We start from the raw sequence: 25,834 nt of genomic DNA, 5'->3' as shown, positions 1-25,834 counted from the left end.
GCGGTACGGGTCAGGCCAGCAATACGGGGTCCCCTACGCGGATGGTTCCCGGTGCGATCACGCCGGCGAGCACGTCCAGCCGGTTGTCGTGGGCCGTGGCGATGGCCTTCAGGATCCGTGACGAGTGCGGAAGGTCTCCCTGGGCCTGGTTGGTCATCACACACCGCTCGCTGGAGCGAAGGAACGCGATGCGAAGGGTGTCTCCCGTGCGGGCCTCGCGCCCGATCCACTCGTCCTCGACGAACGGCGGGGTACCCGGCGGGGTGCGCAGGAGGAGGTTCGGCCGGAAGCGGCGTTCGTCGGTCGGTACGTCCGGAACCTCCTGGCGGATCCAGTCGAGGGTGGCCGTGGTCAGGACGCTGAGCGGCAGTTGGTCGAAATGTGAGACCCCGCCTTCGCGGGCCAGCTCCACGTCGTCGCGGCCGAGGTACGCGCGGAGGTAGGCCGTGGGATCGGCCACCGTGTGTCCGTGAGGGCCGATGAGTTCCGGTTCTCGCGGTTCCTGCCGTTCCTGCGGGTGTTCCGGCCTCCGGCCGCCGTCCCGGTAGCGGGAGCTCAGGTGCAGCAGCCCGTCCATGCGCCGGAAGCGGCGGGTGTTCTTGCCCGAGCCGAACTTGCCGTCCGCGTCCCGTACCGCGTACAGCCGGTCGCCCACCAGGCCCCGCAGGTCCACCGCCGCGCTGCACAGCCGTTCGCCCCCCGTCGACTTGACCGGGTACCGCCACAACCGCTCGATCACACCTATGAGTTCCGCCACGGTGCGACGGTAGCGCGCCCGCGCGGTACCGCGGCCGCCATGGCGCCCTGACCCACCTCGGCGAACAGGGCACGTCGCCGCTGCAGCCGGCGGTGCCGATGAGTCATGACCCTCGCTTCTGGGCCACGTGTGCGGCGCAGGCGGCGGCCAGACCGAGAACGGTGATCGAGGCGGCCGAGACCAACAGGGTTCCCCGGGCTCCGAACACGGTGACCAGCGGGCCGCCCAGCGCGGTGCCGAGCGGGACCGAGAGCACCCGGACCGCTGAGCTCGCGGCCAGTGTCTGGGGAAGCAGCTCCCGGGGGGCCGAGCGTTGGAAGAGGGCGGTGGAGAGCGAGGCGTACGGAGGCCAGAGCAGACCGGCGGCGGCGAAGCCGACGATAGCGGCGGTCGTGGGCGCTCCCAGACCTGCGGGGAGCAGCAGGGCTCCGAAGGCGATGACGATGCCGGTCGTGGTCGGCCACATCCGCAGGCGGCTCACATATCCGGTCAGTACGGAGCCGAGGACGGCGCCGACCCCGAACGCGGTGTAGAAAGCGGCCAACAGACCGGCGGGGCTGCCCAGGTCGTCTGACACGTGCAGTGGCAGTGCAACGTACACGGGGCCGAAGAGGCAGAAGAAGGCGAAACTCAGGCTGAGCATGCCCAGCAGGGCCGGTGTGCGACGGATGACGGCGAAGCCCGCGGTACGCGAACTGCCTTCCCCGGGTGCGGGCACGTTCTCATGCGGGACGCCGAAGAGGAACGTGGCGGCCAGGACGAGGAACGTCGCCGCGTCGACCGCGATCACGGTCGCGGCGCCGCCCCACACGATGAGGGCGCCGGCGAGCGGCGGGCCGAAGACGGTGGACAGCGACCCGACACTGGACAGGACGGCATTGCCGGCCAGGTGATCGCGCTCCGGAAGCAGCCGGGCCAGGAACGTGTAGATGCCGGACTGGCCCCACGAGTGAAGGACGGAAGACGTCGCGAGCAGCACGACGTACAGCTCGATGCTCAGCATCCCGAAGGCGTGACACGCGGGAATCGCACCCAGGGCGGTGGCTCGCAGCAGTGCGTCGCAGGCGACCAGCTGGGCCGGGGAGCGATGCCGCAGGAGTCGCCCGAGAAGCACCGCGCCCACGGCACCCGAGAGCGTGTAGGCCGCAGCCGCCAGCGCAACCCACATTCCGCGTTCCGCTGCTGGAGCGATCTCGATCGCCAGCCAGCTCACGGCAACCACTGCCATGCCGTCGCCGAGTGAGGAGACCGCGAAGCCCGGTAGCAACCGCCGCAGCCTCGGGTGCGAGATCACCGGCCAGTACGGCGAGGCACGGACCGTGTGCGTCGGTTTCAGGGGCATGGTATCCGCGCTTCCGGGCGATGAGGGGGCTTCATGACCTCATCTTCGCCATGCGCCTTCCCGCCGCTGCGACCCTTTCACGCTGGGCATAAGTTCCTCCCACACGCATCCGGCACGCGGAGCGGCCGAGCGTGTCGATGCGGCGCCGCGTGCGCACACCGACGGGACCGGGACGACGCACCGCATGCCGTTCACCGCGGCGACCGGGCCGCCGCCCCACGCCTGTGCGAGCGGGACGGACGCCGGGTGGGCAACCCCCGCCTGACGGAGGGATGATCGTCGACGTTGCGCGCCGGTCACCCCTGCTGTCGCCGGTGTCACCCGGCGAGCTCCTCCGCCCGGTGTGCCAGCCACAGGTCGTGGCGGGCGCTCGGGGACTGGAGCAGGGAGCGTTCCAGCAGCGCCTCGACGCGGGACAGCCGCTTGCGGGCGCCCGGCACGGAGATGCCCAGCGCCCTGGCGGCCGGGACGAGCTGGGCGTCGTGCGCCAGCCAGACGCGGACGGTGTCGCGGGCGCCGGGCGGCGCGCCCGGACCGGTCAGCGGGCCCAGATGGGAACGGGCCCAGGCGGTCAGGAGCGGATCACGCAGCACCTCGTCGAGGTCCGGGGCGACCGCCGCGCCCCGGCCCGGCTCCCTGCCCCGGCCTGCGCCCTGGCGCCCGCCCGCCGACCCGCCCGGGGTCAGCCGCAGCGCCAGCGAGAGGGCGGCCTGGTCCGCGAGACGTGCGAGGTCCAGACCGAGCAGCGTTTCGACCAGGCGGAGCCTGGCGGCGAGGGTGTTGCGGTGGATCTTCAGCAGCCGGGTTGCGCGTGAGGTGAAGTTCAGCCAGGCGTCGGCCGTGGCCCGCAGCTCCTGGCCCCCGGGGTCCTGGGGGCGCCGGGGCTCGTGCGTGTGGAGGGGGGCCAGCAGGTCCTCCGCCCAGCCTGACCCGGCTCCGTGGGCGGCGAGCGCCAGTTCGGGGCCCGGCCCGAAGCGGGCGTGCCGTTCACCGCGGCCGCGGGCGACGGCCAGGGCGTGGAAGGCCTCGGTGTAGGCGGCCGGAGCCTCGCGCAGGCCGAGTTCCCCGCTGACCCCGACCGCACAGTCCGCGGCCACCCCCACCAGCGCCCCGGCCAGGGGATCATGACCGGTCGGGGCCTGCGCCAGGTCCGCCGGGACGAGCACGATGAGGTGGCGTACGTACACCGGGCAGCGCACGATCCAGGCCCGGCCGCCCGTCAGTTCCTCGCACAGCCGGGCCACTTCACCGCGCCGGCCGGTCCGGCATTCCACGACGTACATGCGCATCGGCTCGGGCAGCGAGGGCCCGAGCGTCTCGGCGATCTGGTGGGCGGTGGAGAGCCGGCCGTTCATCAGCAGGTGCAGCACCGCCTCCCGGGTCCGCGACTCGGCGAGGCGGGTGCGCTCATCCCGCCGCGCGGCCTCCTCGGCGCGCAGGACGAGGGCCAGCGGTACGGCGGCGTCCGCGAGCAGCGTGGCCGCGCCGGGATGGTGGGGCTGTTCCAGTACGGCGGCCAGCTTGCGCCCGCCGTCCAGGGCGAACAGCAGCGTGGTGGAGCCGCCGTGGTGCAGGACGGCCGACCGCACACCGCGGGCGCTCATCTCGGCGGCACCCCGCACGGCGGACCGGGGCCCCCGCCCCTGCTCTCCGGCGTCCACCACGCCCGCCCAGCCGCCCAGGCGGGAGGCGAGCCACTCCAGCAGTGCGGCCGAGCCCCCGGTGTGGGCGAGCCGGTGGACCTTGAGGATGTCGTCGGACCGGGGCACGGCCGCATTCAACCATCCGCCGCACACTGTGCGCAGTGATACCCGTCTCGCAGGTCACTGGGCGCAGCGAACCCTGCGAACGGCTCCTCATCCGCATAGGTTGGGGGACGAGCGGCCGGATCCCGGAGCGGGTGGCGCAATACGCCCGGTACGGGGGAAGCACCGGGGTCCGCCGCCGCTCACATCCTGGCGGCCGCGCTGCGGATGGCCTCCCGGATGCGGACGTACGTGCCGCACCGGCAGATGTTGGCGATGGCGTCGATGTCCTCGTCCGTGGGTTCGCCGGTCCGCTTGAGCAGCGCGACGGCCGCCATGATCTGACCGGGTTGGCAGAAGCCGCACTGGGCGACGTCCTGTTCGAGCCAGGCCTCCTGCACCGGGTGCAGGTCGTCCCCGTCCGCCAGCCCCTCGATGGTGGTCACCAGGTCTCGGCGACGACGGCGACCCCGGTCGGGACGGTCACCACGTGCAGGACGCCGGGCATGGCCCGGACGGCGGCGGTGTTGGCGACGGATTTCACGCTGCCGCCGAGGGTGGGCGGGCGGCGCACCACGCAGGGCTTGGCGCCGGGCACGTCGAGGTCGAGGGTGTACCGCTGGGCTCCGGTGACCATGGCGCGGGCGTCGACGCGGCTGGTCGGCCGCCCCACCAGGGTGTGCTCGGCGGTCTTCTTCGGGGTGGCGCCGAGGACGGTCAGACCGGGGTCGGCGGCGGCCGCGGCGAGGGAGCCGTAGTCGGCAGTGCGGCCGTCAGGGGCGCGGACGGCTCCGTTCGCTGCGGCGGCTCTGCCCGGTCATGATGCTGTGTCCCACCCCTGCACGGGCCCGGTCGTGCGGACCCTCCCCGGCTCGTTACCGACACGTAGGGTAGCGATCGCCTCGCGGAGTGGGAAGCGCGGACGCAGAGCGGGGTCCTTCGTTCGAGGGGTACCGCGCCGGAGGCGTGACGGCGTCCTGCGGCCCGACCCGCTCGCACGCCTCGTTCGTACGCGCGATGAACCGCAGCGGAGCAGCAGGATTCAGGCCACGGGTGGCGCGGGGGCGAGTCGGCCCGACCCGGTACCCGGCGAGACGTGCGGAGAGGTGCGGAGAGGTGCGGAGAGGTGCGGAGAGGTGCGGAGAGGTGCGGAGAGGTGCGGCAAGGGCGAACTTCATGGACGTGCACACCGGCACGAAGGGCGTCACCGCCGACCGTCCCACAGCGGATGGCCGGAAGTATTCGTACAGACGGAGCCATGCCGGGAGGCCCTTGGCATATGCCGCATGCAAGTCCTTTACGGATGTTGCCAAACTCCTTACAGGCCGTCGCGGCCTGTGCCACAGTCGTGATCGGTCCTTCCTTCAGACTTGGCCGTGCCGCGCCTGTATCGGAGTTCTCATGCCGTCCCACTTGTTCGCGGACCGCCCCGCGCAACCACCCGAGCCGGGGCCGGTGGACGCACTGATCTCGCAGACCCGGCGGCTTCGGGGCGACGTGGACGCGGTCCGCCGCGACACCGTCGTCGACGACGACGACGCCCAGGGCCGCTGGCAGCGCGCTCTGTGCGACCTCGCCGTCCACCACCTCGACGACCTCCGCGAGCACCTCGGCCAGCTGAAGGAGGGCCTGCCGCCCTCGCCCGAGACGGACGAACTTCCCTCGGCGGAGCCCGGATCCGGGCCCGAGGCGCCGACCCGGGTCGGCAGCGCCGAGTGGAACCTGCTGACCGACGAAGTCAGTTGGTCCGACGAACTGTTCCAGATCTTCGGCCGGTCCCCCGAGGCGGGCGCCCTCCCGCTCGACGAACTGGGCTCCACCCTGTTCTCCGAGGACCAGCCGCTCCTCACCGCGTGGGTCACCGCCTGCCTGGTGGACGGCAAGCCGATCGACGGCGAATTCCGCATCGTCCGGGCCGACGGCAGGGTCCGGACCTTGCACATGAGGGCCGAGCCGGTGCTCGACTCCGACGGCTGCACCGCCTCCATGTGGGCCGTGCTGCGGGATGTGAGTGAACTGCGCCGGAGCCAGCGGGCGGTGCGCGAGTCACGGGACTCGCTGCGGCGTCGGCGGGAGATCGCGCAGACCGAGCGCCGGCTGGCGGTCGAGCTGCAGGAAGCCGTGCTCCCCCCGTGGCGCGGCTCCCTGCGGTTCCCGTACGGCAGCACGGGAACGCTCGACGTGTCCGCGCACTACCTGCCGTCGGCGACCAGCGCGCTGATCGGCGGGGACTGGTACGACGCCCTCGAACTCCCCGACAGACGATCGATGCTGACGGTCGGCGACCTGACCGGGCACGGAGTCACCGCCACCTCCGGAATGGCGATGATGCTCGGCGCCCTGCGCGGCATGGCCATGGCCGGCATCGAGCCGGGCCCCCTGATGGGCTGGCTCAACCAGCTCCTGGAGACCTCCGTACAACCCGCGCTCGGTTCGGCCGTCTGCTGCCGCTACGATCCCGCGCGCCGCGTGCTCTCCTGGGCGCAGGCCGGACACCCCGCCCCCCTGCTGTTCCGCCACGGCTCCGGCCGCCCCCTGGCACCGCCGGACGGCATCCTCCTGGGCGCGACCTCCGGCGCCTCGTACGGGCAGGCCGAGGAGCGCCTGGAGGTCGGCGACGTACTCGTCCTGCACACGGACGGACTGACGCCGCGCAGCATCGAGTTCAGCAGGGCCGACGGAGCCGAGCGGCTGCTGGCGCTCGCGCCCCGGTTCACGGCGGCGCGGTCGGCCCAGGACTGCGTGCGGCTGGTGATCGAGGAGTTCGGCGAGAGCGAGCGCGAGGACGACGCCTGCGTACTGGTGGCCCGGGTCCGCTCGTGAGCGGGAACTCGTGAGCGGGGAACAGTACGGGTTCAGGGCCGCGCCGCAGGGCGCGGCCTTTCTCGTATCCGTCCGCCGTCCGCACTACACCTCCGTACCGCGCGGGCTGCGCGGTGCCGGGATGTCGGGGAGGGCCAGCTCGATCTCCTCGCGCAGGTCCTCGATGCGCGCGTACCCCGCGTACTGGCCGGTGAGCCGGTACATCTCGCGCAGCCGGTCCCATGTCCGGTGCGAGGAGGTCTCGTTCATCGAGACCAGGGCCAGCCGGGCGTAGCGGTCGGCCTGTTCGGGATCGTCGGCGATGAAGCAGGCCGAGGCCATCGAGATGTAGTCGAAGATCTGCGAGCGCTGGAAGCCGTCGCCGCGCAGCCGCAGGGCTTCCCTGGCGTGGCGGGCGGCGATCGGCGCAGCCGTGGCGTCGTGGTCGGCGAGCGTACGGTAGGCCAGCGCCTGCATGCCGTGCAGGTCCGCCTCGTCGAAGTGCTGCATCCAGCTCGGCGCCGGTACGTCGCCCTTGTCGGAGACGAACAGCTCTTCCGCCTCGCCCAGCGTGCGGCGCATGGCCTGGCCCTTGCCCATGGCGGCCTGCGCCCAGGCCTCGATGGTGTGCAGCATGGCGCGGGTGCGCGGCAGGGTCTGCTCGCCGGAACCCGACTGGGCCAGCTTCATCAGGTCGAGGGCCTCGTTCGGCTTGCCGAGGTGAACCATCTGGCGGGCGGCGCGGGAGAGTGCCTCGCCGGCGCGCGGCCGGTCACCGCCCTCGCGGGCGGCGTGCGCGGCGATGACGAAGTACTTCTGCGCCGTGGGTTCGAGGCCCACGTCGTGGGACATCCAGCCGGCGAGGACGGCGAGGTTGGCCGCCACCCCCCACAACCGCCGCTGAAGGTGGTCGGGGTGGTGGTAGGCGAGCATCCCGCCCACCTCGTTGAGCTGGCCGACGACCGCCTTGCGCTGGAGGCCGCCTCCTCGGGAGGCGTCCCAGGCGCGGAACACATCGACGGAGCGCTCCAGTGCCTCGATCTCCTGGGAGCCGACGGGAGCCGCCTCGTAGCGGTCGAAGCCCACGGCGTCTGCCTGGGAGGAATGCCCGAAGCGCTGCGCCTCCTTGGCGGCGGCGGGGTCGGTGTGGAGCCAGTCGTGCATGGCGTTGCTGAGGGCGGAGCCTGCGGTGAGCACGGCGCCCGCGCCCATCAGACCGCGACGGTTGAGCATGAGGTCCATTCCCGTGAATTCGGTGAGGACCGCGGCTGTGCGTTCGGGCGCCCAGGGCATGCCGTCGGGGTTCTCCTGCGCCCCCTCCGGCTGCCTTCTGCTGGTGCGCCGCTGCCGTACGAACCCGAGGTCCTCGATGGTCACGACACGACCGAGCCGCTCGGTGAACAGTGCTGCCAGTACCGTGGGCACCGGTTCGCGCGGGGTCTCCCCCATGTCGATCCAGCGCCGTACCCGCGAGGTGTCGGTGGCCAGCTGGGGGTGGCCCATGGCCGCCGCCTGCCGGTTGACCATCCTCGCGAGTTCGCCCTTCGACCAGCCGGCCAGGCCGAACAGGTCGTTCAAGCGGGTGTTCGGACCTTTGCTCACGTCAAGCCCCCAGGTTCTCGGCTGAGTTGACACTAACCCGCCGACAGATGCCCAGCGACTATTCGCCAGGCTTCGCCAGGGCCCGCTCGATGATGCGCCACCCACTGCCGGGTGTCTGGTTGTACTGCGCCTCCCCGCCCCGGTTCACCGGCGGAGCTCCCCAGGGTGAAGTACGGGATCCGGCGGGGCGGCGTACGCAAATCGTCGGCGCACGAAGGGATCCGTAACGCCATGTACGCAGCAACGTCCTCCGTGTCCGCCCCGGTCCGGCCGCACCGCACGCTCCAGGCGGGCGGCGGCCCCTACCTCGAACCCGGCCGCCCCGCCGCTCCGGCGCAGGGCGCCGTACGGGCGCGGCGGATGCCGGGAGCCGGATCTCAGCCGCTCAGCGGAAGAATCGACCTCTCGGGGCCGCAAGGGGCGCAACTGCGCACCGCGCTCGTCTCGGTGCAGCGGATCTGTCCGGAGTTCGCGCCGGTCCAGGTGCTGCGGCGCAGCGGCCGATCGGTCCTCCTGGTGGGCACCACCGGGCGGATGACCGCCGTCGCGAAGGTCTTACTGGACCACTCGCCCGAGTGGCGTGAGCGGTACCGGCACGAAATAGGAGCATACCGGGCGTTCGTCCGGCATCGCCCCCCGGTCCGGGTGCCGCGGCTGATCGCCGCCGACCCGGAGAACTGCGTACTGATCGTCGAGCGGATGGCGGGCCGGGTCGCGGCGCTGCAGCGGCATCCCGTCGAGGCCCCGCCGCGGGTCGACGTACGGGCGGCCCTGGGCGCGGTGTGCCGCGTCAACCAGTGGCGTCCGCCGGCCAGTCTGTTCGGAACCCCGCTGAACTACGCGCGGCGGATCTCCCGCGACTACGAGCTGGGCCTGCTGACCGACCGGGACCTCGGTGACCTGCAGAAACTGCTGCACGGCGTGAAGCTGTCGGGCACGGCCCTCCAGTTCAACCACGGTGACGCGCTCCTGTCGAACCTGCTGCTGTCCCCGGCCGGGCCGGTGCTCCTGGACTGGGAGCACGCGGGCTGGTACCTGCCGGGCTACGACCTGGCCACCCTGTGGACGGTGCTGGGCGACGCCCCGGCCGCGCGCAGCCAGATCAGCCGGCTCGCGCAGTCGGCCGGTCCGGCGGTACGGGACGCCTTCCTGGTCAACCTGATGCTGGTGCTGACCCGCGAGATCCGGATGTCGGAGACGGCCGTCCAGCGCTCGATGCTGGCGACCTCTCCGGCCCAGCCCCTGGCGTCCGGCGCCCTGTCCTCCGGAGAGGAACAGCGGCTGCTGCTGCGCCGCCTGCACGACGACGCCGGGATGGCCCGCGGAGCGATCCGGGCGGCGGTCGGCACCCGCTGACGCGTCCCGCGTCCCCCGTACGCGAAGTCCCGTGGCCCCCACCGCCACGGGACTTCGCTCGTACGCAGTCGCGTACGCGGATGGGTACGCGGATGGGTACGCCGGTGCGTACGCGGGCGCGTACCCGCGCATGCACGCACGGAGGCCGACCCGCCTCCCCCGCACGGCGGTCGGCCCGCCGTCGGCCGCGGTCAGGTGGCGTACGGGAGGAGGTGCACGGGAGGCGGAGGCGCCGGATGCCTTGACATCACATGATCCCCCGAACACCTTTTCTGATTCAGCATCAGACATGCTGGTGTCGTTCCCCCTCCCCCCTCGGCTGGAGCCTGCCCATGTCCGCAAGCGCTTCACGCACGTCCCCCGGAAGCCTCCCGTCCAGGCGTGCCGTCCTCGCCGGGACGGGAGCCGGGGTGTTCAGCGCGGCCGTCCTGCCGTCCGCCGCCGCGCGGGCCGTCGGCGCCGCCGCCCAAGAGGGGCCCCCGCTCGGTGAGTACGACGTCGTCGTGGTCGGTTCAGGGGCCGCCGGGATGACCGCCGCGCTCACCGCCGCCCGGCGGGGGCTGAGCGTCCTGGTGGTGGAGAAGGCGCCCACCTTCGGCGGGTCCGCCGCACGCTCGGGGGCCGGGATCTGGCTGCCCAACAACTCGGTGATCCTGGGCGCCGGGGTGCCGGACACCCCGCAGAAGGCCGCGGCGTACCTCTCCGCGGTCGTCGGGCCCGAGGTACCGGCGGACCGGCAGGCCGCCTTCCTCGCGAACGGGCCGCGGATGCTGGACTTGGTCATGGCCAACAGCCCGCTCAGGTTCCGCTACATGGCGGGGTACAGCGACTACTACCCCGACCTGCCGGGCGGGCTGGCGAACGGCCGCTCCATCGAGCCGGACCAGATCGACGGGAACGTCCTGGGCGGCGAACTGGCCCGCCTGAACCCGGCGTACATGCCGGTCCCCGCCGGGATGGTGGTCTTCAGCCAGGACTACAAGTGGCTGAACCTGGCGGCCGTGAACGCCAGGGGCCTCGCCGTCTCCACCGAGTGCCTGGCGCGCGGCACGAAGGCGGCGCTGCTGGGGCAGAAGCCGCTGACGATGGGCCAGGCCCTGGCGGCCGGGCTGCGCGCCGGCTTGCTGTGGGCGGGGGTGCCGGTGTGGCTGAACAGCCCGCTGGTGGACCTGGTCCAGGAGGGCGGTGCGGTGACCGGGGTGGTCGTGGAGAAGGAGGGTGTGCGCGGCACGGTCCGGGCCCGGCGCGGGGTGGTGATCGGCTCGGGCGGCTTCGAGCACAACGCCTCGATGCGGGCTCAGTACCAGCAGCAGCCGATCGGCACCCAGTGGTCGGTGGGCGCGAAGGAGAACACGGGCGACGGGATCCTGGCGGGCCAGCGGGCCGGGGCGGCGCTGGCCCTGATGGAGGACGCCTGGTGGGGCCCGTCGATCCCGCTGCCCGGGGAGCCGTACTTCTGCCTCGCCGAACGGACCCTGCCGGGCGGGCTCATCGTGAACGGGAACGGTGGGCGGTTCGTCAACGAGGCGGCGCCGTACAGCGATGTCGTGCACGTGATGTACGAGAAGGACCGGGGCGCGGCCGGTTCGCACATCCCGGCGTGGCTGATCGTGGACCAGAACTACCGCAACAAGTACCTGTTCAAGGACGTCCTGCCGACGCTCCTCTTCCCCGACGCGTGGTACGAGGCGGGCGCGGCGAAGAAGGCGTGGACGTGGGACGCGCTGGCCGGCCAGATCGGAGTTCCGGCGGCGGCGCTGCGGGCGACCCTGAACCGGTTCAACGCGCAGGCGTGGAACGGGACCGACTCCGACTTCCACCGGGGCGACACGGCGTACGACCACTACTACACGGATCCGGGGGTGACGCCGAACTCGTGTCTGGCACCCGTCTGGGCGCCGCCGTTCCACGCCTTCAAGATCGTGCCGGGCGATCTGGGCACGAAGGGCGGCATCGTGACGGACGCGCGGGCCCGGGCGCTGCGGGCGGACGGCTCGGTGATCCGGGGCCTGTACGCGGCGGGCAACGCGAGCGCGGCGGTGATGGGCCACAGCTACGCGGGGGCCGGATCGACGATCGGCCCCGCGATGACGTTCGGCTACGTGGCGGCGAACGACATCGCGGACGCGTGATTCGTGTGGATCAGCCCTGCTGGAAGAGCTCGGCGGGGAGCGGCTTCAGGAGGGCGTAGAGGTCGTCGGTGATCGGGCGGTCCCAGCTGGCGATGGTGACCAGCACGTTGTCGCTGCGGTCGAACTGGACGCACGAGATGCGGGACTCCGACAGCTTGACCTTCCGGACGATGAGGAGGTTGTCGCCCTGCATGACGGGGCAGTCCTCGACGCCGGTGACCTCGACGTCCTCGTCGTTCTCCAGGGCGTCGAGGAGCTGGGCGACCTCGAAGGGGACCTGGCCGTCGGCGAGGTCCCGGGCGGGGGAGCCCTCCGGGAGGTTGCCGATGATCATCGCGGGGCCGCGTCCGCCGAACAGGTCGTAGCGGAGGAAGACACCCTGGCAGCTGCCGTCGGGCGCGGGCAGCAGCCCGGCCCCGAGATTGCCCGGCCAGTCCCCCGGGTCCATGGCCAGGACGTCGAAGTCCGGGCCGGCGGGTGTGGCGGCGCGGTGGCGGCGGAGGAAGGACATGCCGCCATGGTACGTGGCCGCACGAGTTTTACGGCCCGGGGGCCCGCACGGTCGCCCTGCCCGGGCGGCGCGCCGGTCCGGCCCGTCGGACCGGCGGGACCGGGCTGGAGCAGTGCGCCGTCGGGGTGGCGTCGCCGGTGACCCGCGGGGCGGTGGCGGGCAGCCGGTGCCGGAGGAAGAGGGCGGGGCCCGAGGCCGCCCCGGCGGCCTCGGCGCCCACCGGGGCGGTGTCGTCGGGCTCCGGCAGGACCACCTCGTCGCCGCCGAACAGGACCGTCCGGGATTCCGGGCCGTCCGTACTCCGGAAGCGGTACCGCTCCCCCGTACCGGCCGGCGCCGCCTGCCAGGAGCGCCGTGCCGGGGCCGTGACCTCAAGGTCCGGGCCACGGCGTCCGCCGCCAGGTCCGGCCGGAGAGGGGCAGAGGGGCCGGGGCGCCCGCCACGGATCGCGCGTCCCCGCGGTGGAGGGCCGGCCCGGCCTGTCTGCGTCCGCAGCCGGAAACCCGGGCTCTGTTCCGCCAGCCAGGTCCACACCGGCACGTCGGGCGAGGGCGCGCAGGAGCCGCTCCAGGTCCCGCGTGCCCTGCGCGAACCGGTCCGTCAGCCCCTCGCGGGCGGGAGCCGGGTTTCGGGGCACGGTCGGGCATCGGCCGGCCGGCCGGCCGGCCCGCCGGGCGGTCAGGCGGTCAGGCGGCCGGGGCCTCCTGGTCGGCGGGCAGGCCGTACGAGGAGCGGTCCGCGGGGGGCGGCGCCACGGTCAGGCGTTCGCGCAGGACGTGGGTGAGGCGGCGGTGCACTCCCCCCGGTCGGTGTCCCGCGAGGTCGCTGACCGGCCGACCGGAGCACGAGGGGACCAGGGGCGCCGGCCCGCCGGGGTCCGGTGCACGGCGGACGGCCCTCTCACACGCGGGGGCCTCGCTCCGTGAGCGGGTGGGCCCGGAATCGTGGTCCATGAGATCTCTCTGCCCCGGCCCCGCCCGGTCCTCATGTCCTGCGCTACGGGCGAACGCCGCTTGAGCGGCGGGCCAGTTGCTCCAGGAGGGAGACGGCCTCGGCGGCCCGGTCGGCGGCGACGAAGAGGGTGGTCGTGGTGGTAGCCGGCGATGACGTTGCAGCTCAGACCGTGTGCGCCGAGTTCGGTGGCGAAGGCGGCGGTGAGCCCGACGGCGTCGAGGGCGGAGTGGACCCGCAGGGTGATCCAGCCGGCCGTGTAGTCGTAGGGCAGGCCGGCCGCGTCGGCTTCCTCCTGGCGCAGGACCAAGGTGAGGCCCTCCGGCTCCAGAACGGTGGCGACGGGTGCGGTTCCCGGCGGGACGGTGGTGCCGGGGACGGTGCAGAACACGTACCGGCCCTCGTTCAGTTCGGGCCGCATCCCGCTCAGCAGTGTCCGCAGGTCGCTCTCTCCGCTCATCCGGCCACCCTAACGGTGATCCACGTAGAGCCGCCGGTGCCACCAGGCGTGCGGGGTGCCGCTCCAGTCGGCCCGGTGCGCGGCGGGCGGAGCGGGGTCGGGGAAGGTGCGGCGGCGGAACTCCTCGTCCAGCAGGCGCAGTACGCGGCCCAGCGCGCGCCGGGCACCGGGCGGCAGGGCGCGGTAGTGGTCGGCCAGCTCGTCCCGGACGACGGCGACGTCGTCCAGCGCGCAGCCGGGGCAGGCCGGGCAGGCCGACGGGACCAGCCACAGCCGGCGGCCGGGCGTGCCCAGGAAGCGCCGGTACATGCGCAGCAGTCCCGCGATCTCTCCCGCCCGGGTCCCCAGGGCCCAGGAGACCTCGGCGCTCGGAGCGGGCGACAGCCGGTCCACGGACGGCAGTTCCCACGCCCAGGCGGGAGGCCGACGGCCTGCGAAGGTTCCTCGTTCGGCGCGCAGCGCGCCGGGCCGCTTACGCGGCATCGCCCTTTCGGCGGATGATCGTCATGGGCCCATCCTGCCCGGGTGGCGCGCGCTCGGCAACGGTTTTGCCGGGGGCGGTCGCCGCGCGGGCGACGGGCCCGGATACGGCCCGGCGGCCCGGCGGGCGACGGCCGGCACGGCCCGGCGGCTATCCGGTGGCCGCGGCCTTCGGCGGTACCGGGTCCGCGTCCGCCGGGCGAGGCCGCGCGGGCGACAGGGCCTGGGTCCGGCCCAGGTCCGGCCCAGGTCCGGCCCAGGTCCGGCCCAGGTCCGGCTAGTGTCCTGCGCCAGTAGTTGATCGTTAGTTGTTGTGTGACTTCTGCTGCTGGTGCGTCTGTTCCTCGTCGGGGCCCGAAGCTGGAGCCGTTGCTGCTGTCAGCTGATGAGCGGGCGGTGTTGGAGCGGTGGACGCGTCGGGCGACGTCGGCCCAGGCCCTGGCCCTACGCGCACGGATTGTGCTGGCGTGCGCGGGACCGGAGGTGCCGCCGATCGTTGCGGTCGCCCGGGACCTGCGGGTGACCGCGGACACGGTCCGCAAGTGGCGCCGACGGTTCCTCGCCGAGCGGCTGGACGGGCTCGTTGACGAGCCCCGGCCGGGCCGGCCGCCCACCATCAGTGTCGATCAGGTGGAGTCGGTCGTGGTCACCACGCTGGAGGAACTCCCGAAGAACGCGACCCACTGGTCGCGTAAGTCGATGGCGGACCGCAGCGGCCTGTCGAAGTCCACCGTGGGTCGGATCTGGCGGAAGTTCCAGCTCAAACCACATCTGACGGACACGTTCAAGCTATCGACGGACCCGTTGTTCGTGGAGAAGGTCTACGACGTCGTCGGCCTGTACTTCAACCCGCCCGAAGGCGCGGTGGTGTTCTCGGTGGACGAGAAGTCCCAGATCCAGGCACTGGACCGGTCCCAGCCGGTCCTGCCGATAATGCCCGGCATGCCCGAGCGGCGGACCCACGACTACGTCCGCAACGGCCTGACCACCCTGTTCGCCGCGTTCGACGTCGCCACCGGCGAGGTCATCAGCGCCCTGCACCGTCGGCACCGGGCGGCCGAGTTCAAGAAGTTCCTGATCAGGATCGACAAGGAGGTACCAGCGCACCTCCAGGTCCACCTGATCGTGGACAACTACGGCACCCACAAGACGCCCGCGATCAGGACCTGGCTGGGCAAGCACCCGCGATTTCAGCTGCATTTCACCCCGACCGGCTCCTCGTGGATCAACCAGGTCGAGCGGTGGTTCGGCTTCCTGGCCGACCAGATGATCCGCCGTGGCGCACACAAGAACGTCCAGGCCCTCGAAGCCGACATCCGCAAGTGGGTCAAGAACTGGAACGAAGACCCCAAGCCGTTCATCTGGACCAAGACAGCCGAAGAGATCCTCGACTCCCTCGCACGTTTCTGCCGACGGATCTCCGGCGCAGGACACTAGGTCCGGCTAGGTCCGGCCTAGGTCAGGTCGAACTCGCCGCCCCGCGCGTCCAGTACGAACCTGCGCCACTCGTCCGGCGCGAAGATCAGCGACGGGCTTTCGGGGCGCTCGCTGTTGCGCATCGCGATGAAGCCCTCGACGAAGGCGATCTGGACGTCCCCCGCCCCCCGGCTGCTCGACCGCCACTCGGCCCCGGTGAGATCGAGGTTCGGCTTGTCCCAGCCGGCGAAGGGCTGTGAAGTCATGCTCTCGGCCACGTGCGTGCTCCTCCCGGTACGTCGTCCGGGGCCAAGGTTAACCACCGCGGCGGGTGTCGCACAGGGCACGGTGAGTCAGCCGTGGCCGGGTCGGCACCCCGCACGGCCCCGCCCGCGAGGGCGCGTCGGCGTTCAGGACGCGGGCGGCTCGGCCCCCACCAGCCACATGGAGAAGAACTGCGCGCCGCCGCCGTACGCGTGCCCCAGGGCCCGACGGGCGTCCGGAACCTGGTGTTCTCCGGCCTGGCCGCGGACCTGGAGTGCCGCCTCCGCGAAGCGGATCATGCCGGAGGCCCCGATCGGGTTGGTGGACAGGACACCCCCCGACGGGTTGACCGGAAGGTCCCCGTCCAGTTCGGTCACTCCGGCCTCGGTGAGCTTCCAGCCCTCGCCCTCCGCCGCGAAGCCGAGGTTCTCCAGCCACATCGGCTCGTACCAGGAGAACGGCACGTACATCTCCACGGCGTCGATCTCCCGGCGCGGGTCGGTGATCCCCGCCTGGCGGTAGACGTCGGCCGCGCAGTCCTTGCCGGCCTGCGGGGAGACGAAGTCCTTGCCCGCGAAGAGGGTCGGCTCGCTGCGCATGGCCCCGCCGTGCACCCAGGCCGCGGGTTTCGGCGAGCGGGCCGCGCCCTCCCGGTCGGTGAGGATCATCGCGCAGGCGCCGTCCGAGGAGGGACAGGTCTCGGAGTAGCGGATCGGGTCCCACAGCATCGGCGAGGCCTGGACCTTCTCCAGGGTGATGTCGTGCTCGTGCAGATGCGCGTACGGGTTCTTCAGCGCGTTGCGCCGGTCCTTGTACGCCACCAGCGAGCCGACCGTGTCGGGGGCGCCGGTGCGCCGCATGTACGCGCGCACGTGCGGGGCGAAGAATCCGCCCGCGCCCGCCAGCAGGGGCTGCTGGAACGGGACGGGGAGGGAGAGGCCCCACATGGCGTTGGACTCGGACTGCTTCTCGAAGGCGAGGGTGAGGACGGTCCGGTGGACGCGGGCCGCGACGAGGTTGGCGGCGACGAGCGCGGTGGACCCGCCGACCGAACCGGCCGTGTGGACGCGCAGCATGGGCTTGCCGACGGCGCCGAGCGCATCGGCCAGGTACAGCTCCGGCATCATCACGCCCTCGAAGAAGTCGGGGGCCTTGCCGATGACGACCGCGTCGATGTCCGCCCAGCCCAGCCCGGCGTCGGCGAGGGCGCGCACGGCGGCCTCCCGGACGAGGCCGGCGATGGAGACGTCGTGGCGGGCGGCGACGTGCTTGGTCTGGCCGATCCCGACGACGGCCACGGGTTCCTTGCCCGATGTGCTCATGCGGGGTCCCCTTCCAGGACGGCTACCAGGTTCTGCTGGAGGCAGGGGCCGGAGGTGGCGTGCGCGAGGGCGCGGTCGGACTCGCCGCGGTGGATGCGGGCGGCCGCCTCACCGATCCGGATCAGGCCGGCGGCCATGATCGGGTTGGCGGCGAGCGCCCCGCCGGAGGGGTTGACGGTGACGCCGTCGCCGAGCCCGAGGACCTTGCGGAGCACGACCTCCTGCGAGGAGAACGGCGCGTGCAGTTCCGCCGTGTCCACCGGGGCGTCGAAGACCCCGGCGCGCTCGGCGGCGGTCCGGGTGGACGGGGAGTCGGTGAGGTCGCGCAGGCCCAGGCCGTGGGCCTCGATCCGGTGGTCGATGCCGGTGATCCAGGCGGGGCGCTCGCACAGCCGCCGGGCCGTGTCCCCGGCGGCGAGGATCACGGCCGCCGCGCCGTCGCCGATGGGCGGGCAGTCGCCGGTGCGCAGCGGGCGGACCTGGTAGTCGCCCTGGGGCACCGGACCGCTCAGCTGCGCGTGCGGGTTGGCTCCGGCCGCGGCTCGGCTGCGGGCGCCGATGGCGGCCAGGGACGGCTCGTCGGTCTCACCCGCGTCGATCAGGGCCTGGGCCTGGAGGGCGGCCAGGGCCACCGAGTCCGGCCAGAGGGGGGCGAGGTAGTACGGGTCGAGCTGCCGGGTCAGTACATCGCGTACCGATCCCGGGGAGGACTTCCCGTACGAGTAGACGAGCGCGGTGTCGGCCTCGCCGGTCTGGATCTTGACCCAGGCCTCGTAGAGGGCCCAGGCGCCGTCCATCTCGACGTGCGACTCGGAGATCGGCGGCCAGGCCCCGACCCCGTCGAGGGTCATGGTGAAGGAGAAGGCCCGGCCGGCGAGGTAGTCGCTGGACCCGGAGCAGGTGAAGCCGATCTCGCCGGCCTTCAGACCGGTCCGGGCCAGCACTTGGTGGAGGACCGGCATGACCATCTCGACTTCGCTGAGGTCGTCGGTGCGGCGGAGGTGGTCGCTCTGCGCGAAGGCGACGACGGCGACGTCGCGTGCGTGCCTGCTCGTCCTGGGCATCAGATGAGCTCCTTGTACGCGTCGTAGTCCGCGTCCGGCTCGCCGGTGGGGCGGTAGTGGTCGGGGTGGCGGCCGCCTTCGGTCCACACGGGTTCGACGCGCAGGCCCATGCGGACCTGGTCGTACGGGATGCCGCCGATCCGGCCGTGGAGGGCGAGGCCGGCGCCGTCGAGGGCGATGTGGGCGTAGACGTAGGGGACTTCGATGTCGAGGCCGCGAGCCTTGATGTTGACGATGCAGTAGGTGGTGACGGTGCCGGCCGGGCCGACCTCGACCTGGTCGGTGGTGGCGACCCCGCAGGTGGGGCAGGCCCCGCGCGGGGGGACGTACACCTTGTGGCAGGAGGGGCAGCGCTCGCCGATGGTCTTCCGCCGGGAGAGGCCGTTGATGTAGGCGGTCTGGGCGCGGCCGGGGCTGTACGTGTAGTCCAGGCGGGCCGCGGCGACGATGCCGGTGACGGGGTCCGCGAACTCCCCGTCGTGCGGGACGGCTTCGTGGCCGGCCGGGCCCTCGTACGGCTCGAAGCAGGCGATGTCGGTGATCGCCCCGGTGCGCTCGGCGGCCCAGCGCACGCGCACCCGCATCCCGGTGCGCACGGATTCGGGGCCGGGGGCGTCGAGGGCGTGCAGGAGGGCGGTGTCGGCGCCGTCGAGCGTGACGAGGACCCACGCGAACGGCGTGTCCAGGGGCTGGTTCGGGCGGGGCCGCCCGTTCCAGGCCCAGGTGGTGACGGTGCCGGTGGCGCCGACCTCGACGAGTTCGCGGATCTCTTCGGCGGTGACGGGGTCGTACTCGGCGGGCGGGACCATCACCGTGCCGCCGGAGGTCCTGACGCCGAGCACGCGGCGTTCGCGCAGCCCGGTGAGGAAGGCGGACTGAACGGGTCCGAGGGACCGGGTGAAGGGGAACTCGACGACGAGCGGCGCGCGGAGTACGTCGGATGAGGGCACGTGGGGCGAGGGCGCGTCGGGCGAGGGCACGGTGGCTGTCACGGGTGGCTCTCCAATCGGGTCGGGGCGGGGCACTTCTCGTCACGGGGCCATGCCCAGGGGCCACGTCCAGGGGCCACGTCCAGGGGCCACGTCCAGGGGCCACGTCCAGCCCCGTCGGCGCCCGAGGCACGGGCCCCCGATCTCCCGGGCCCGCCGGCGTGTGGGGCGCGGGGGTCCGGGGCGGAGTCCCGGCAGCGGCGCCGCACCGCCCCACGCACGGGCGCGACGCCGGCCCGGCCCGGCGGCCCGGTCCGGACAGGACAGGGCAGAGCAGAGCAGGGCAGGGCCCGGGAGGCTACTCCCGGCGGTACACCGCGGGCCGCTTCTCGGCGAAGGCCCGCGCCCCCTCCTTGGCGTCCGCCGTGTCGAAGACCGGCCAGCCCCGCAGGAGCTCGGACGCCAGTCCCTCCCGCTCCGTCAGCTCGGCGGTCTCGTAGACCGACGCCTTGACCGCTTCGACGGCCAACGGCCCGCACGCGTTGATCCGTTCCGCGATCTCCAGCGCCGCCTCCAGCGCCGTACCGTCCGGCACGACCCGCCCGACCAGCCCGATCCGCGCCGCCTCCTCGGCGGAGTACGGACGCCCGGTCAGCAGCATCTCCAGGGCGTGCGTGCGCGGGATCTGACGCGGCAACCGCACCGTCGAGCCGCCGATCGGGAAGAGCCCCCGCCTGACCTCGAAGAGCCCGAAGGTGGCCCCCTCCCCCGCAACCCGGATGTCCGTGCCCTGGAGGATCTCGGTGCCGCCGGCCACGCAGTAGCCCTCCACCGCCGCGATCACGGGCTTGCGCGGCCGGTGGTGGCGGAGCATGGCCTTCCAGTGGAGGTCGGGATCCGCCTTCAGCCGGTCCCGGTACTGGTCGCCCGCCATCCCCTTCCCGGCCAGCGCCTTGAGGTCCATGCCGGCGCAGAAGTCCCCGCCCGCGCCCGTCAGCACCACGGAGCGGATGGCGTCGTCGGCGTCCGCCTCCAGCCACCCGTCGTACAGCCCCACCAGCAGCGGCAGCGAGAGCGCGTTCTTCGCCTCGGGCCTGTTCATGGTGAGCACCAGCGTGGCGCCGTGGCGTTGCACGGTCAGGTGTTCCGTCCCACCCATTGCCGTCCTCCCGTCTCAAGACCTAGAACAGGTTGCAGTAGGGGCGGGTGCAGTTCAATAGTTTTCTGACACACAGTCAGATTTCTTGGGCGGCTCCCTTCCCAGTTGCCGTCTCCGGCGCTCTAATGACCGCCGGAGCAGACCAGCCACGGGGCCAGTCGTCGGGAACATTCGGGTCAGGAGGAACGGTGGAGTACAACCTTGCCGACCTGTTCGAGTCGGTCGTGGACGTGGTCCCGGACCGCGAGGCCCTCGTCTACGTGGACCACCCCGGCACCGGTGCCGAGCGCCGACTCACCTACGCGGAGCTGGACTCGGCGGCGAACCGGATCGCGCACCACCTGCTGGACAGCGGGCTGAAGGCCGGCGAGCACCTGGGCCTGCACCTCTACAACGGGATCGAATACCTCCAGACCGTGCTGGCCTGCCTGAAGGCCAGGCTGGTTCCGGTGAACGTCAACTACCGTTATGTGGAAGAGGAGTTGGTCTACCTCTACAACGACGCCGACCTCGCCGCGCTCGTCTTCGAGGGCGAGTTCACGGAGCGGGTGGCGGCCGCGCTGCCGCAGACGCCGAAGCTCCGGCACCTGATCCGGGTCGGCGTCGCTCCCGAAGGAGCCGCGGAGCCTTCGATCGCGCCGGTCCCGTACGCGCAGGCCGAGGCGGCCGGCTCGCCCGGGCGCGGTTTCCCGCCCCGGAGCGCCGACGACCTGTTCATCATCTACACCGGCGGCACGACCGGTATGCCCAAGGGCGTGATGTGGCGGGCGGAGGACCTCTTCTTCGCCGGGCTCTTCGGCGGCGAGCCGTCGGGCGAGCCGGTGAAGCGGCCCGAGGAGCTGGCCGAGCGGGTCGCGGCGCGCGGCGCCGGGCTCACCTTCTTCCCGGCTCCGCCCCTGATGCACGGCACGTCCACGCTGACCTCGTTCATCGCCTTCAACTACGGGCAGCGGGTGGTCATCCACCGCAAGTACGCGCCCGAGGAGGTGCTCCGCACGATCGAGAAGGAGAAGGTGTCCAGCGTGTCGCTGGTGGGCGACGCGATGCTGCGGCCGCTCATCGACGCGCTGAAGGGCCCGCTCAAGGGGGCCGACCTGTCCTCGCTGTTCAGCGTCTCCTCGTCCGGCGCGATCATGTCGGAGACGGTGCGCGCGGAGTTCCAGCGGCTCGTACCCAACGTGCTGCTCCTGAACAACTTCGGGTCCTCGGAGTCCGGATCCAACGGTCGGGCGACGAACGACTCCGGCCCGGAGAAGGGCTTCCGCCTGGAGGTCAACGACCGTACGCAGGTGGTGGACCCGGTGACGCACGAGCCCGTACCCGTGGGCCAACCGGGCCGTCTCGCGCAGCGCGGCCATGTCCCGCTCGGCTACTACAACGACCCGGCCAAGACCGCCGAGACGTTCTTCCAGAAGGGCGCGGAGCGCTGGGTGCTGCTCGGTGACATGGCCACGGTGGACGAGCAGGGCATCGTCACGGTCCTCGGGCGCGGCTCGCAGTGCATCAACACGGGCGGCGAGAAGGTCTACCCGGAGGAGGTCGAGCAGGCGCTGAAGTCACACCCGGACGTGTACGACGCCCTGGTCGCCGGCGTCCCGGACCCGACCTGGGGCAGCCACGTGGCCGCGGTGGTGCAGATCCGGGCGGGCGCGCCGGAGCCGACCCTGGACGAGATCCAGAGCCACTGCCGCACCCGGCTCGCGGGCTACAAGATCCCGCGCCAGCTGGTCGTCGCCCCCGCCATCCAGCGCTCCCCGAGCGGCAAGGCGGACTACCGGTGGGCCAAGACGGTGGCGACCCGGGCGGACACGGCCGGCCAGGACGTGGGGCGAAAGTAGCACCGGGCGCCCGAAGGGTGCGGCCCACGGCGTCCGGTGCCGTGCATCGCACGGCGGAGGGCCGCCCGACCACCGGACGTACCCGGGAGACCCCGACGACGCAGCGGGCGCGGCGTCCGGGGGCCCTCCCGGCGTAGCCGGGGGGAGCGTCGCGGGGCCGGAGGGTGAGGTCGTGGGCGGTGCCCTTGGCGCGGGCCGCGGCGGCGGCCCCGTGCTCGTGCGGACCGTCACCCGGCTGGCCCGCGCCGACCAGCGCAGACAGGCCGCTGTCCTTGCTCGCAGGTGGCGCGCCCGCCCTCGGTGACACCTGGCCTCCCACCCTGCCGGACAGCCGGGGACGGCCGGGGACGGCCCGGGCCGCGGGGGTTGCGACCGCTCCGCGTGCGCGCGAACGCGTCACCCGGTAGCGTCGAAAACGCGTGTTCCGCCCCAACCGCCGCGCCCTGGCCCGGCAGGGCCGCCGCCGATGTCGGCACAGGAACGAGACCCCATGCCACAGCACAGCTTCCACGCGGTGGCGGCCGCGGCCGCTCTGGTCTGCCTGACGGCATTCGGCCCCACACCCGGCGGCGCCGCGTCACCCGCCGCCCAGCCCGCCGGGCCCAGCCCGGCAGCCCCGTCCCGGTTCGTGCCCGGACCCTGTCCGAAGCCGCCCGAGCCCATCGAAGCGCTGAGCGGCGCACGGTGCGGCTTCCTGGAGGTCCCCGAGAGCCGCTCCCGCCCCGGCGGCCGGACCATCAAGCTGGCCGTCGCGGTGATTCCGGCCGTCACCCCCGCGAAGCCTGCACAGGACCCCGTGGTGTTCATGGCGGGCGGCCCCGGTGCCGACACGTTCGACGACATTCCGTTCCTCGTCGGCTCCGGCCTGAACAAGGACCGCGACCTGATCATCATGGCCCAGCGCGGCAACCTCTACGACCGGCCGAACCTCGCCTGCCCTGAGATCGACCGGTTCAACGCGCAGGCCGTGGGCCTCGGCTACGACTCGCAGCAGGCGGAACAGCTCATGCTGAAGGCGGTCAAGGACTGCCGCAGCCGCCTGACGGCCGAGGGCATCGACCTGAGCGCCTACAACACCACCGAGAACGCCGCCGACTTCGCCGACCTGCGCAAGGCGCTGGGCATTCCCCGGTGGAACGTCTACGGCTACTCCTACGGCAGCAACCTGGCCCTCACGTACCTGCGCCTGCACCCCGAGGGCATCCGCGCGTTCGCGATCGACTCGATCACGCCTCCGCAGCACGTGACCCTGCCGTGGACATGGGCCAGCACCGCTGAGGGGATCGACGCCATCCTCGAGGCGTGCGCGGCCGAGCCCGCCTGCAAGGACCGTTACCCGGACGTCCGCCGTACTCTGACCGAACAGGTACGCAAGCTGGAAGCACACCCCCTGACGCTGAACGTCGCGCCGCCCGGCGGAGGGAAGCCGGTCAAGGTCGTCCTCGACGGCGGCGCGCTCCTGAACCTGATCGTCGCCTTCACCCCCCGGCCCGAGGACCTTCCGGCGGCGCTCGACGAGCTCGGCAACGGAAACCCGCAGCGCTTCGCGCAGGCCCGCGCGGCCGGCTCGGTCCAGAAGGTCGGCATGTTCGCGCACGGCCTGACGGAGTCGGTGGTGTGCGGCGAATGGGCTCCGGGGTACTCGGAGACCGACGTGCTGAAGGCGGGGCGCAAGACCTACCCCGGGTGGCCGGACACGGTCCTGGCCCAGGTGCCGCAACTTCCCTTCCAGTACCCGGCGTGCCGCATCTGGAACGTTCCGGACCGCGCGGCCGCCCAGCGGTTGCCCACGGTCAGCTCGGTGCCGGCGCTCGTCATCTCCGGCACGTTCGACGTGAAGACGGGGGCGAGTTGGGCGAAGGACGTGGCCCGCAACCTGTCCCGCTCGACCTCCGTGCTGGTCCCCGGAATCGGCCACTGGGTGGTCCCGCAGTCGCCGTGCGCGCAGAGCGTGCTGGCCTCGTTCTTCGCTCGCCCGACCGCGCCCGACACCGCGTGCGTGGACGGTCTCAAGCCCAAACCGTTCACGATCATCCCGAAATGACCGGGAGGGCAGATGGCACGCCACCAAGCGCCCCGTCGTCGCCGCACCGCACGACGGCTCCGGGCCACGTCGGCCGGCCTGGCGACCGGCCTCCTGGTCACCGGCCTGCTCGCGGCGCCCGCCCAGGCGCAGACCCGCACCGGCACCACCCCCACCCCCGGTGCGCCGATCGGCACGACCGCCCGGACGGTGGGCGACGCGAGCTACGAACCGGGGCCCTGCCCCAAGACACCGGAACCGATCGAGGCCCTCGAAGGGGCCCGCTGCGGAACGCTCACCGTGCCTGAGAACCGCGCCAAGCCGAACGGTCGAACGATCGAACTCGGTGTCGCGATCGTGCCCGCGGCCGCCGACAAGCCGAAACCCGACCCGATCGTCTGGCTCGCGGGCGGGCCCGGGGACGACGCCGTGGGCGAGGCGAAGATGGCGGTCGACGGCGGCCTGAACCGCGAGCGTGACGTGATCTTCATGTCCCAGCGCGGCACGTACTCGGCCGACCCGAATCTCCTGTGCCCCAACATCGACGAGTTCAACGCACGCTCGGTCGGCCTCGTCTACGACGCCCCGTCCACCGGGCGCCTGCACGTTGAGGCCACGAAGGCCTGCCGCGACAAGCTGGCGGCCCGCGGGATCGACCTCAGCGCCTACAACGACACCGAGAGCGCCGCCGACTACGAGGACCTGCGCAAGGCGCTGGGCCTGGCGCAGTGGAACCTGTACGGCATCTCCTACGGCACCCACCTGGCGCTGGCCTACATGCGCCTGCACCCCGAGGGGCTCCGTTCGGTGGGCATCGACGGCATCCTGCCGCCGTCCAAGGCCGGCTCGGCGGCGACCTGGAGCAGCGCCCGGCAGGGCTTCCACGGCCTGTTCAAGGCCTGCGCGGACCAGTCGGCGTGCAACAAGCGCTATCCGAACCTGTCGGCCACCTTCGACCGGCTCGTCCGGGAACTCGAAGCCCATCCGGTCACCACCACCGTCACGCTCCCCGGCAGCGACAAGCCGGTGAAGGTCGTACTGGACGGCGGGGCCCTGGTGAACTGGATGACCTCGGCCACCCACGTGGCGCCCCAGGTGCCCATCGCCCTCGACGAGCTGGCGCACGGCAAGCCGCAGCGGATCGCACGGCAGTGGGCGGGCGGCAAGCTCAGCCCCCAGGCCATGGGCAGGGTTGCCCACGGTCTCGCCTACGGCGTCTTCTGCAGCGAGTGGACGCCGTACGAGAGCCAGGAGGAGGCGCTCCGGGGCGGACAGGACGCGTTCCCGTCGTTCCCCCGCTCGGTGCAGGCCCAGGCGCCGCAGCTCACCTTCCTCCGTCCGGACTGCGACGCCTGGAACGTCCCGGCGGCGCCGCGCTCGATCCGGGACGTCACGCGCGGCGACATCCCCACCCTCGCCCTGTCGGGCAGCTTCGACTCGCAGACCGGGGCGGACAACGGGCCGTACGTGGCCCGCACGCTGAGCAAGGCCAAGGTCGTCACGGTCCCCTACGAGCCGCACGTGGTGTTCGCCACCTCCAAGTGCGCCCAGGAGATCGCCGTCTCGTTCTTCGACGACCCGGCCGCGCCGAAGACCGGATGCCTCAAGGGCCTCGAGCCGCCCGAGTTCGAGATCGGGCCGTGAAACCGCTCGCGGCCGGATCCGGAGCCTGACCGGGGCC

Annotated in this window: 20 protein-coding genes and 2 pseudogenes; 7 read left to right on the top strand and 15 right to left on the bottom strand. The window is 72.6% G+C overall.

The window, feature by feature from the left end:
- Positions 1-10: 10 nt before the first annotated feature.
- From ACFCZ1_RS01180 to ACFCZ1_RS01160, 5 genes and pseudogenes are all read right to left on the bottom strand, one after another.
- Complete coding sequence (locus tag ACFCZ1_RS01180) at positions 11-757, bottom strand: MOSC domain-containing protein (protein WP_376676217.1); 747 nt, start codon at positions 755-757, stop codon at positions 11-13.
- Between the two features lie 103 nt (positions 758-860).
- Entirely contained in the window at positions 861-2,099 is a 1,239-nt protein-coding gene (locus ACFCZ1_RS01175; protein ID WP_376676216.1) for an MFS transporter, read from the bottom strand.
- A 317-nt stretch (positions 2,100-2,416) separates the two neighbouring features.
- Positions 2,417-3,868: a PucR family transcriptional regulator gene (locus tag ACFCZ1_RS01170; protein WP_376676215.1), complete on the bottom strand. Its 1,452-nt coding sequence runs from the start codon at positions 3,866-3,868 to the stop codon at positions 2,417-2,419.
- Between the two features lie 179 nt (positions 3,869-4,047).
- A pseudogene (locus tag ACFCZ1_RS01165) lies at positions 4,048-4,290 on the bottom strand ((2Fe-2S)-binding protein); the annotation flags it as partial.
- Positions 4,287-4,517, bottom strand: coding sequence for a hypothetical protein (locus tag ACFCZ1_RS01160; protein WP_376676214.1), 231 nt, complete (start codon positions 4,515-4,517; stop codon positions 4,287-4,289). The gene ACFCZ1_RS01160 and the pseudogene ACFCZ1_RS01165, both read right to left, overlap by 4 nt.
- Positions 4,518-5,245: 728 nt before the next feature.
- Between ACFCZ1_RS01160 and ACFCZ1_RS01155 the strand changes: the two genes are divergently transcribed.
- Entirely contained in the window at positions 5,246-6,667 is a 1,422-nt protein-coding gene (locus tag ACFCZ1_RS01155; RefSeq protein WP_376676213.1) for a PP2C family protein-serine/threonine phosphatase, read from the top strand.
- 84 nt (positions 6,668-6,751) lie between these two features.
- Here ACFCZ1_RS01155 and ACFCZ1_RS01150 read toward each other — a convergent pair whose 3' ends face one another.
- On the bottom strand, positions 6,752-8,248 hold the full coding sequence (locus tag ACFCZ1_RS01150) for a hypothetical protein (protein ID WP_376676212.1): 1,497 nt from the start codon (positions 8,246-8,248) through the stop codon (positions 6,752-6,754).
- Between the two features lie 231 nt (positions 8,249-8,479).
- Here ACFCZ1_RS01150 and ACFCZ1_RS01145 point away from each other — a divergent pair, with 231 nt between their 5' ends.
- Positions 8,480-9,604 (top strand): aminoglycoside phosphotransferase family protein, encoded by a 1,125-nt coding sequence (locus tag ACFCZ1_RS01145; RefSeq protein WP_376676211.1) that lies wholly within the window; start codon positions 8,480-8,482, stop codon positions 9,602-9,604.
- A 332-nt stretch (positions 9,605-9,936) separates the two neighbouring features.
- A complete protein-coding gene (kstD, locus tag ACFCZ1_RS01140; RefSeq protein ID WP_376676210.1) occupies positions 9,937-11,736 on the top strand; it encodes a 3-oxosteroid 1-dehydrogenase in 1,800 nt (599 codons plus the stop codon).
- Between the two features lie 10 nt (positions 11,737-11,746).
- Here kstD and ACFCZ1_RS01135 read toward each other — a convergent pair whose 3' ends face one another.
- From ACFCZ1_RS01135 to ACFCZ1_RS01120, 4 genes and pseudogenes are all read right to left on the bottom strand, one after another.
- Entirely contained in the window at positions 11,747-12,247 is a 501-nt protein-coding gene (locus tag ACFCZ1_RS01135; protein ID WP_376676209.1) for a hypothetical protein, read from the bottom strand.
- Positions 12,248-12,275: 28 nt separating this feature from the next.
- Entirely contained in the window at positions 12,276-12,884 is a 609-nt protein-coding gene (locus ACFCZ1_RS01130) for a hypothetical protein (protein ID WP_376676208.1), read from the bottom strand.
- Between the two features lie 359 nt (positions 12,885-13,243).
- Positions 13,244-13,658, bottom strand: a pseudogene (locus ACFCZ1_RS01125) (ACT domain-containing protein).
- Between the two features lie 9 nt (positions 13,659-13,667).
- Positions 13,668-14,141, bottom strand: coding sequence for a hypothetical protein (locus tag ACFCZ1_RS01120; RefSeq protein WP_376676207.1), 474 nt, complete (start codon positions 14,139-14,141; stop codon positions 13,668-13,670).
- A 312-nt stretch (positions 14,142-14,453) separates the two neighbouring features.
- Between ACFCZ1_RS01120 and ACFCZ1_RS01115 the strand changes: the two genes are divergently transcribed.
- Entirely contained in the window at positions 14,454-15,575 is a 1,122-nt protein-coding gene (locus tag ACFCZ1_RS01115) for an IS630 family transposase (protein ID WP_376676206.1), read from the top strand.
- Between the two features lie 17 nt (positions 15,576-15,592).
- Here ACFCZ1_RS01115 and ACFCZ1_RS01110 read toward each other — a convergent pair whose 3' ends face one another.
- The 5 genes from ACFCZ1_RS01110 to ACFCZ1_RS01090 all read right to left on the bottom strand — a co-directional run bounded on the left by ACFCZ1_RS01110 (position 15,593) and on the right by ACFCZ1_RS01090 (position 20,292).
- Entirely contained in the window at positions 15,593-15,820 is a 228-nt protein-coding gene (locus ACFCZ1_RS01110; RefSeq protein ID WP_376676752.1) for a DUF397 domain-containing protein, read from the bottom strand.
- A gap of 144 nt (positions 15,821-15,964) precedes the next feature.
- Positions 15,965-17,140 (bottom strand): thiolase domain-containing protein, encoded by a 1,176-nt coding sequence (locus tag ACFCZ1_RS01105; RefSeq protein ID WP_376676205.1) that lies wholly within the window; start codon positions 17,138-17,140, stop codon positions 15,965-15,967.
- Positions 17,137-18,204: a thiolase domain-containing protein gene (locus ACFCZ1_RS01100; RefSeq protein WP_376676204.1), complete on the bottom strand. Its 1,068-nt coding sequence runs from the start codon at positions 18,202-18,204 to the stop codon at positions 17,137-17,139. The genes ACFCZ1_RS01105 and ACFCZ1_RS01100 overlap by 4 nt, the downstream gene beginning before the upstream one ends.
- Positions 18,204-19,196 carry a Zn-ribbon domain-containing OB-fold protein gene (locus ACFCZ1_RS01095; protein ID WP_376676203.1) on the bottom strand — a complete coding sequence of 331 codons (993 nt, stop codon included), beginning with the start codon at positions 19,194-19,196 and terminating at the stop codon, positions 18,204-18,206. Before ACFCZ1_RS01095 ends, ACFCZ1_RS01100 begins: the two co-directional genes overlap by 1 nt.
- 295 nt (positions 19,197-19,491) lie before the next feature.
- The gene (locus tag ACFCZ1_RS01090; RefSeq protein WP_376676202.1) at positions 19,492-20,292 is read right to left on the bottom strand and encodes a crotonase/enoyl-CoA hydratase family protein; all 801 of its coding nucleotides are present in this window, start codon (positions 20,290-20,292) and stop codon (positions 19,492-19,494) included.
- A gap of 188 nt (positions 20,293-20,480) precedes the next feature.
- Between ACFCZ1_RS01090 and ACFCZ1_RS01085 the strand changes: the two genes are divergently transcribed.
- The 3 genes from ACFCZ1_RS01085 (at position 20,481) to ACFCZ1_RS01075 (ending at position 25,797) form a co-directional block, all read left to right on the top strand.
- The gene (locus ACFCZ1_RS01085; RefSeq protein ID WP_376676201.1) at positions 20,481-22,130 is read left to right on the top strand and encodes an acyl-CoA synthetase; all 1,650 of its coding nucleotides are present in this window, start codon (positions 20,481-20,483) and stop codon (positions 22,128-22,130) included.
- 490 nt (positions 22,131-22,620) lie between these two features.
- A complete protein-coding gene (locus tag ACFCZ1_RS01080; RefSeq protein WP_376676200.1) occupies positions 22,621-24,174 on the top strand; it encodes an alpha/beta fold hydrolase in 1,554 nt (517 codons plus the stop codon).
- 12 nt (positions 24,175-24,186) lie between these two features.
- Entirely contained in the window at positions 24,187-25,797 is a 1,611-nt protein-coding gene (locus tag ACFCZ1_RS01075) for an alpha/beta fold hydrolase (RefSeq protein WP_376676199.1), read from the top strand.
- The last annotated feature ends 37 nt before the right edge of the window (positions 25,798-25,834 follow it).

The organism is Streptomyces sp. NPDC056224 (genome assembly GCF_042267665.1).
GTDB lineage: Bacteria > Actinomycetota > Actinomycetes > Streptomycetales > Streptomycetaceae > Streptomyces.
Note: the sequence above shows the minus strand (reverse complement) of the source record. Positions and strands in the feature narration are given on the sequence as shown.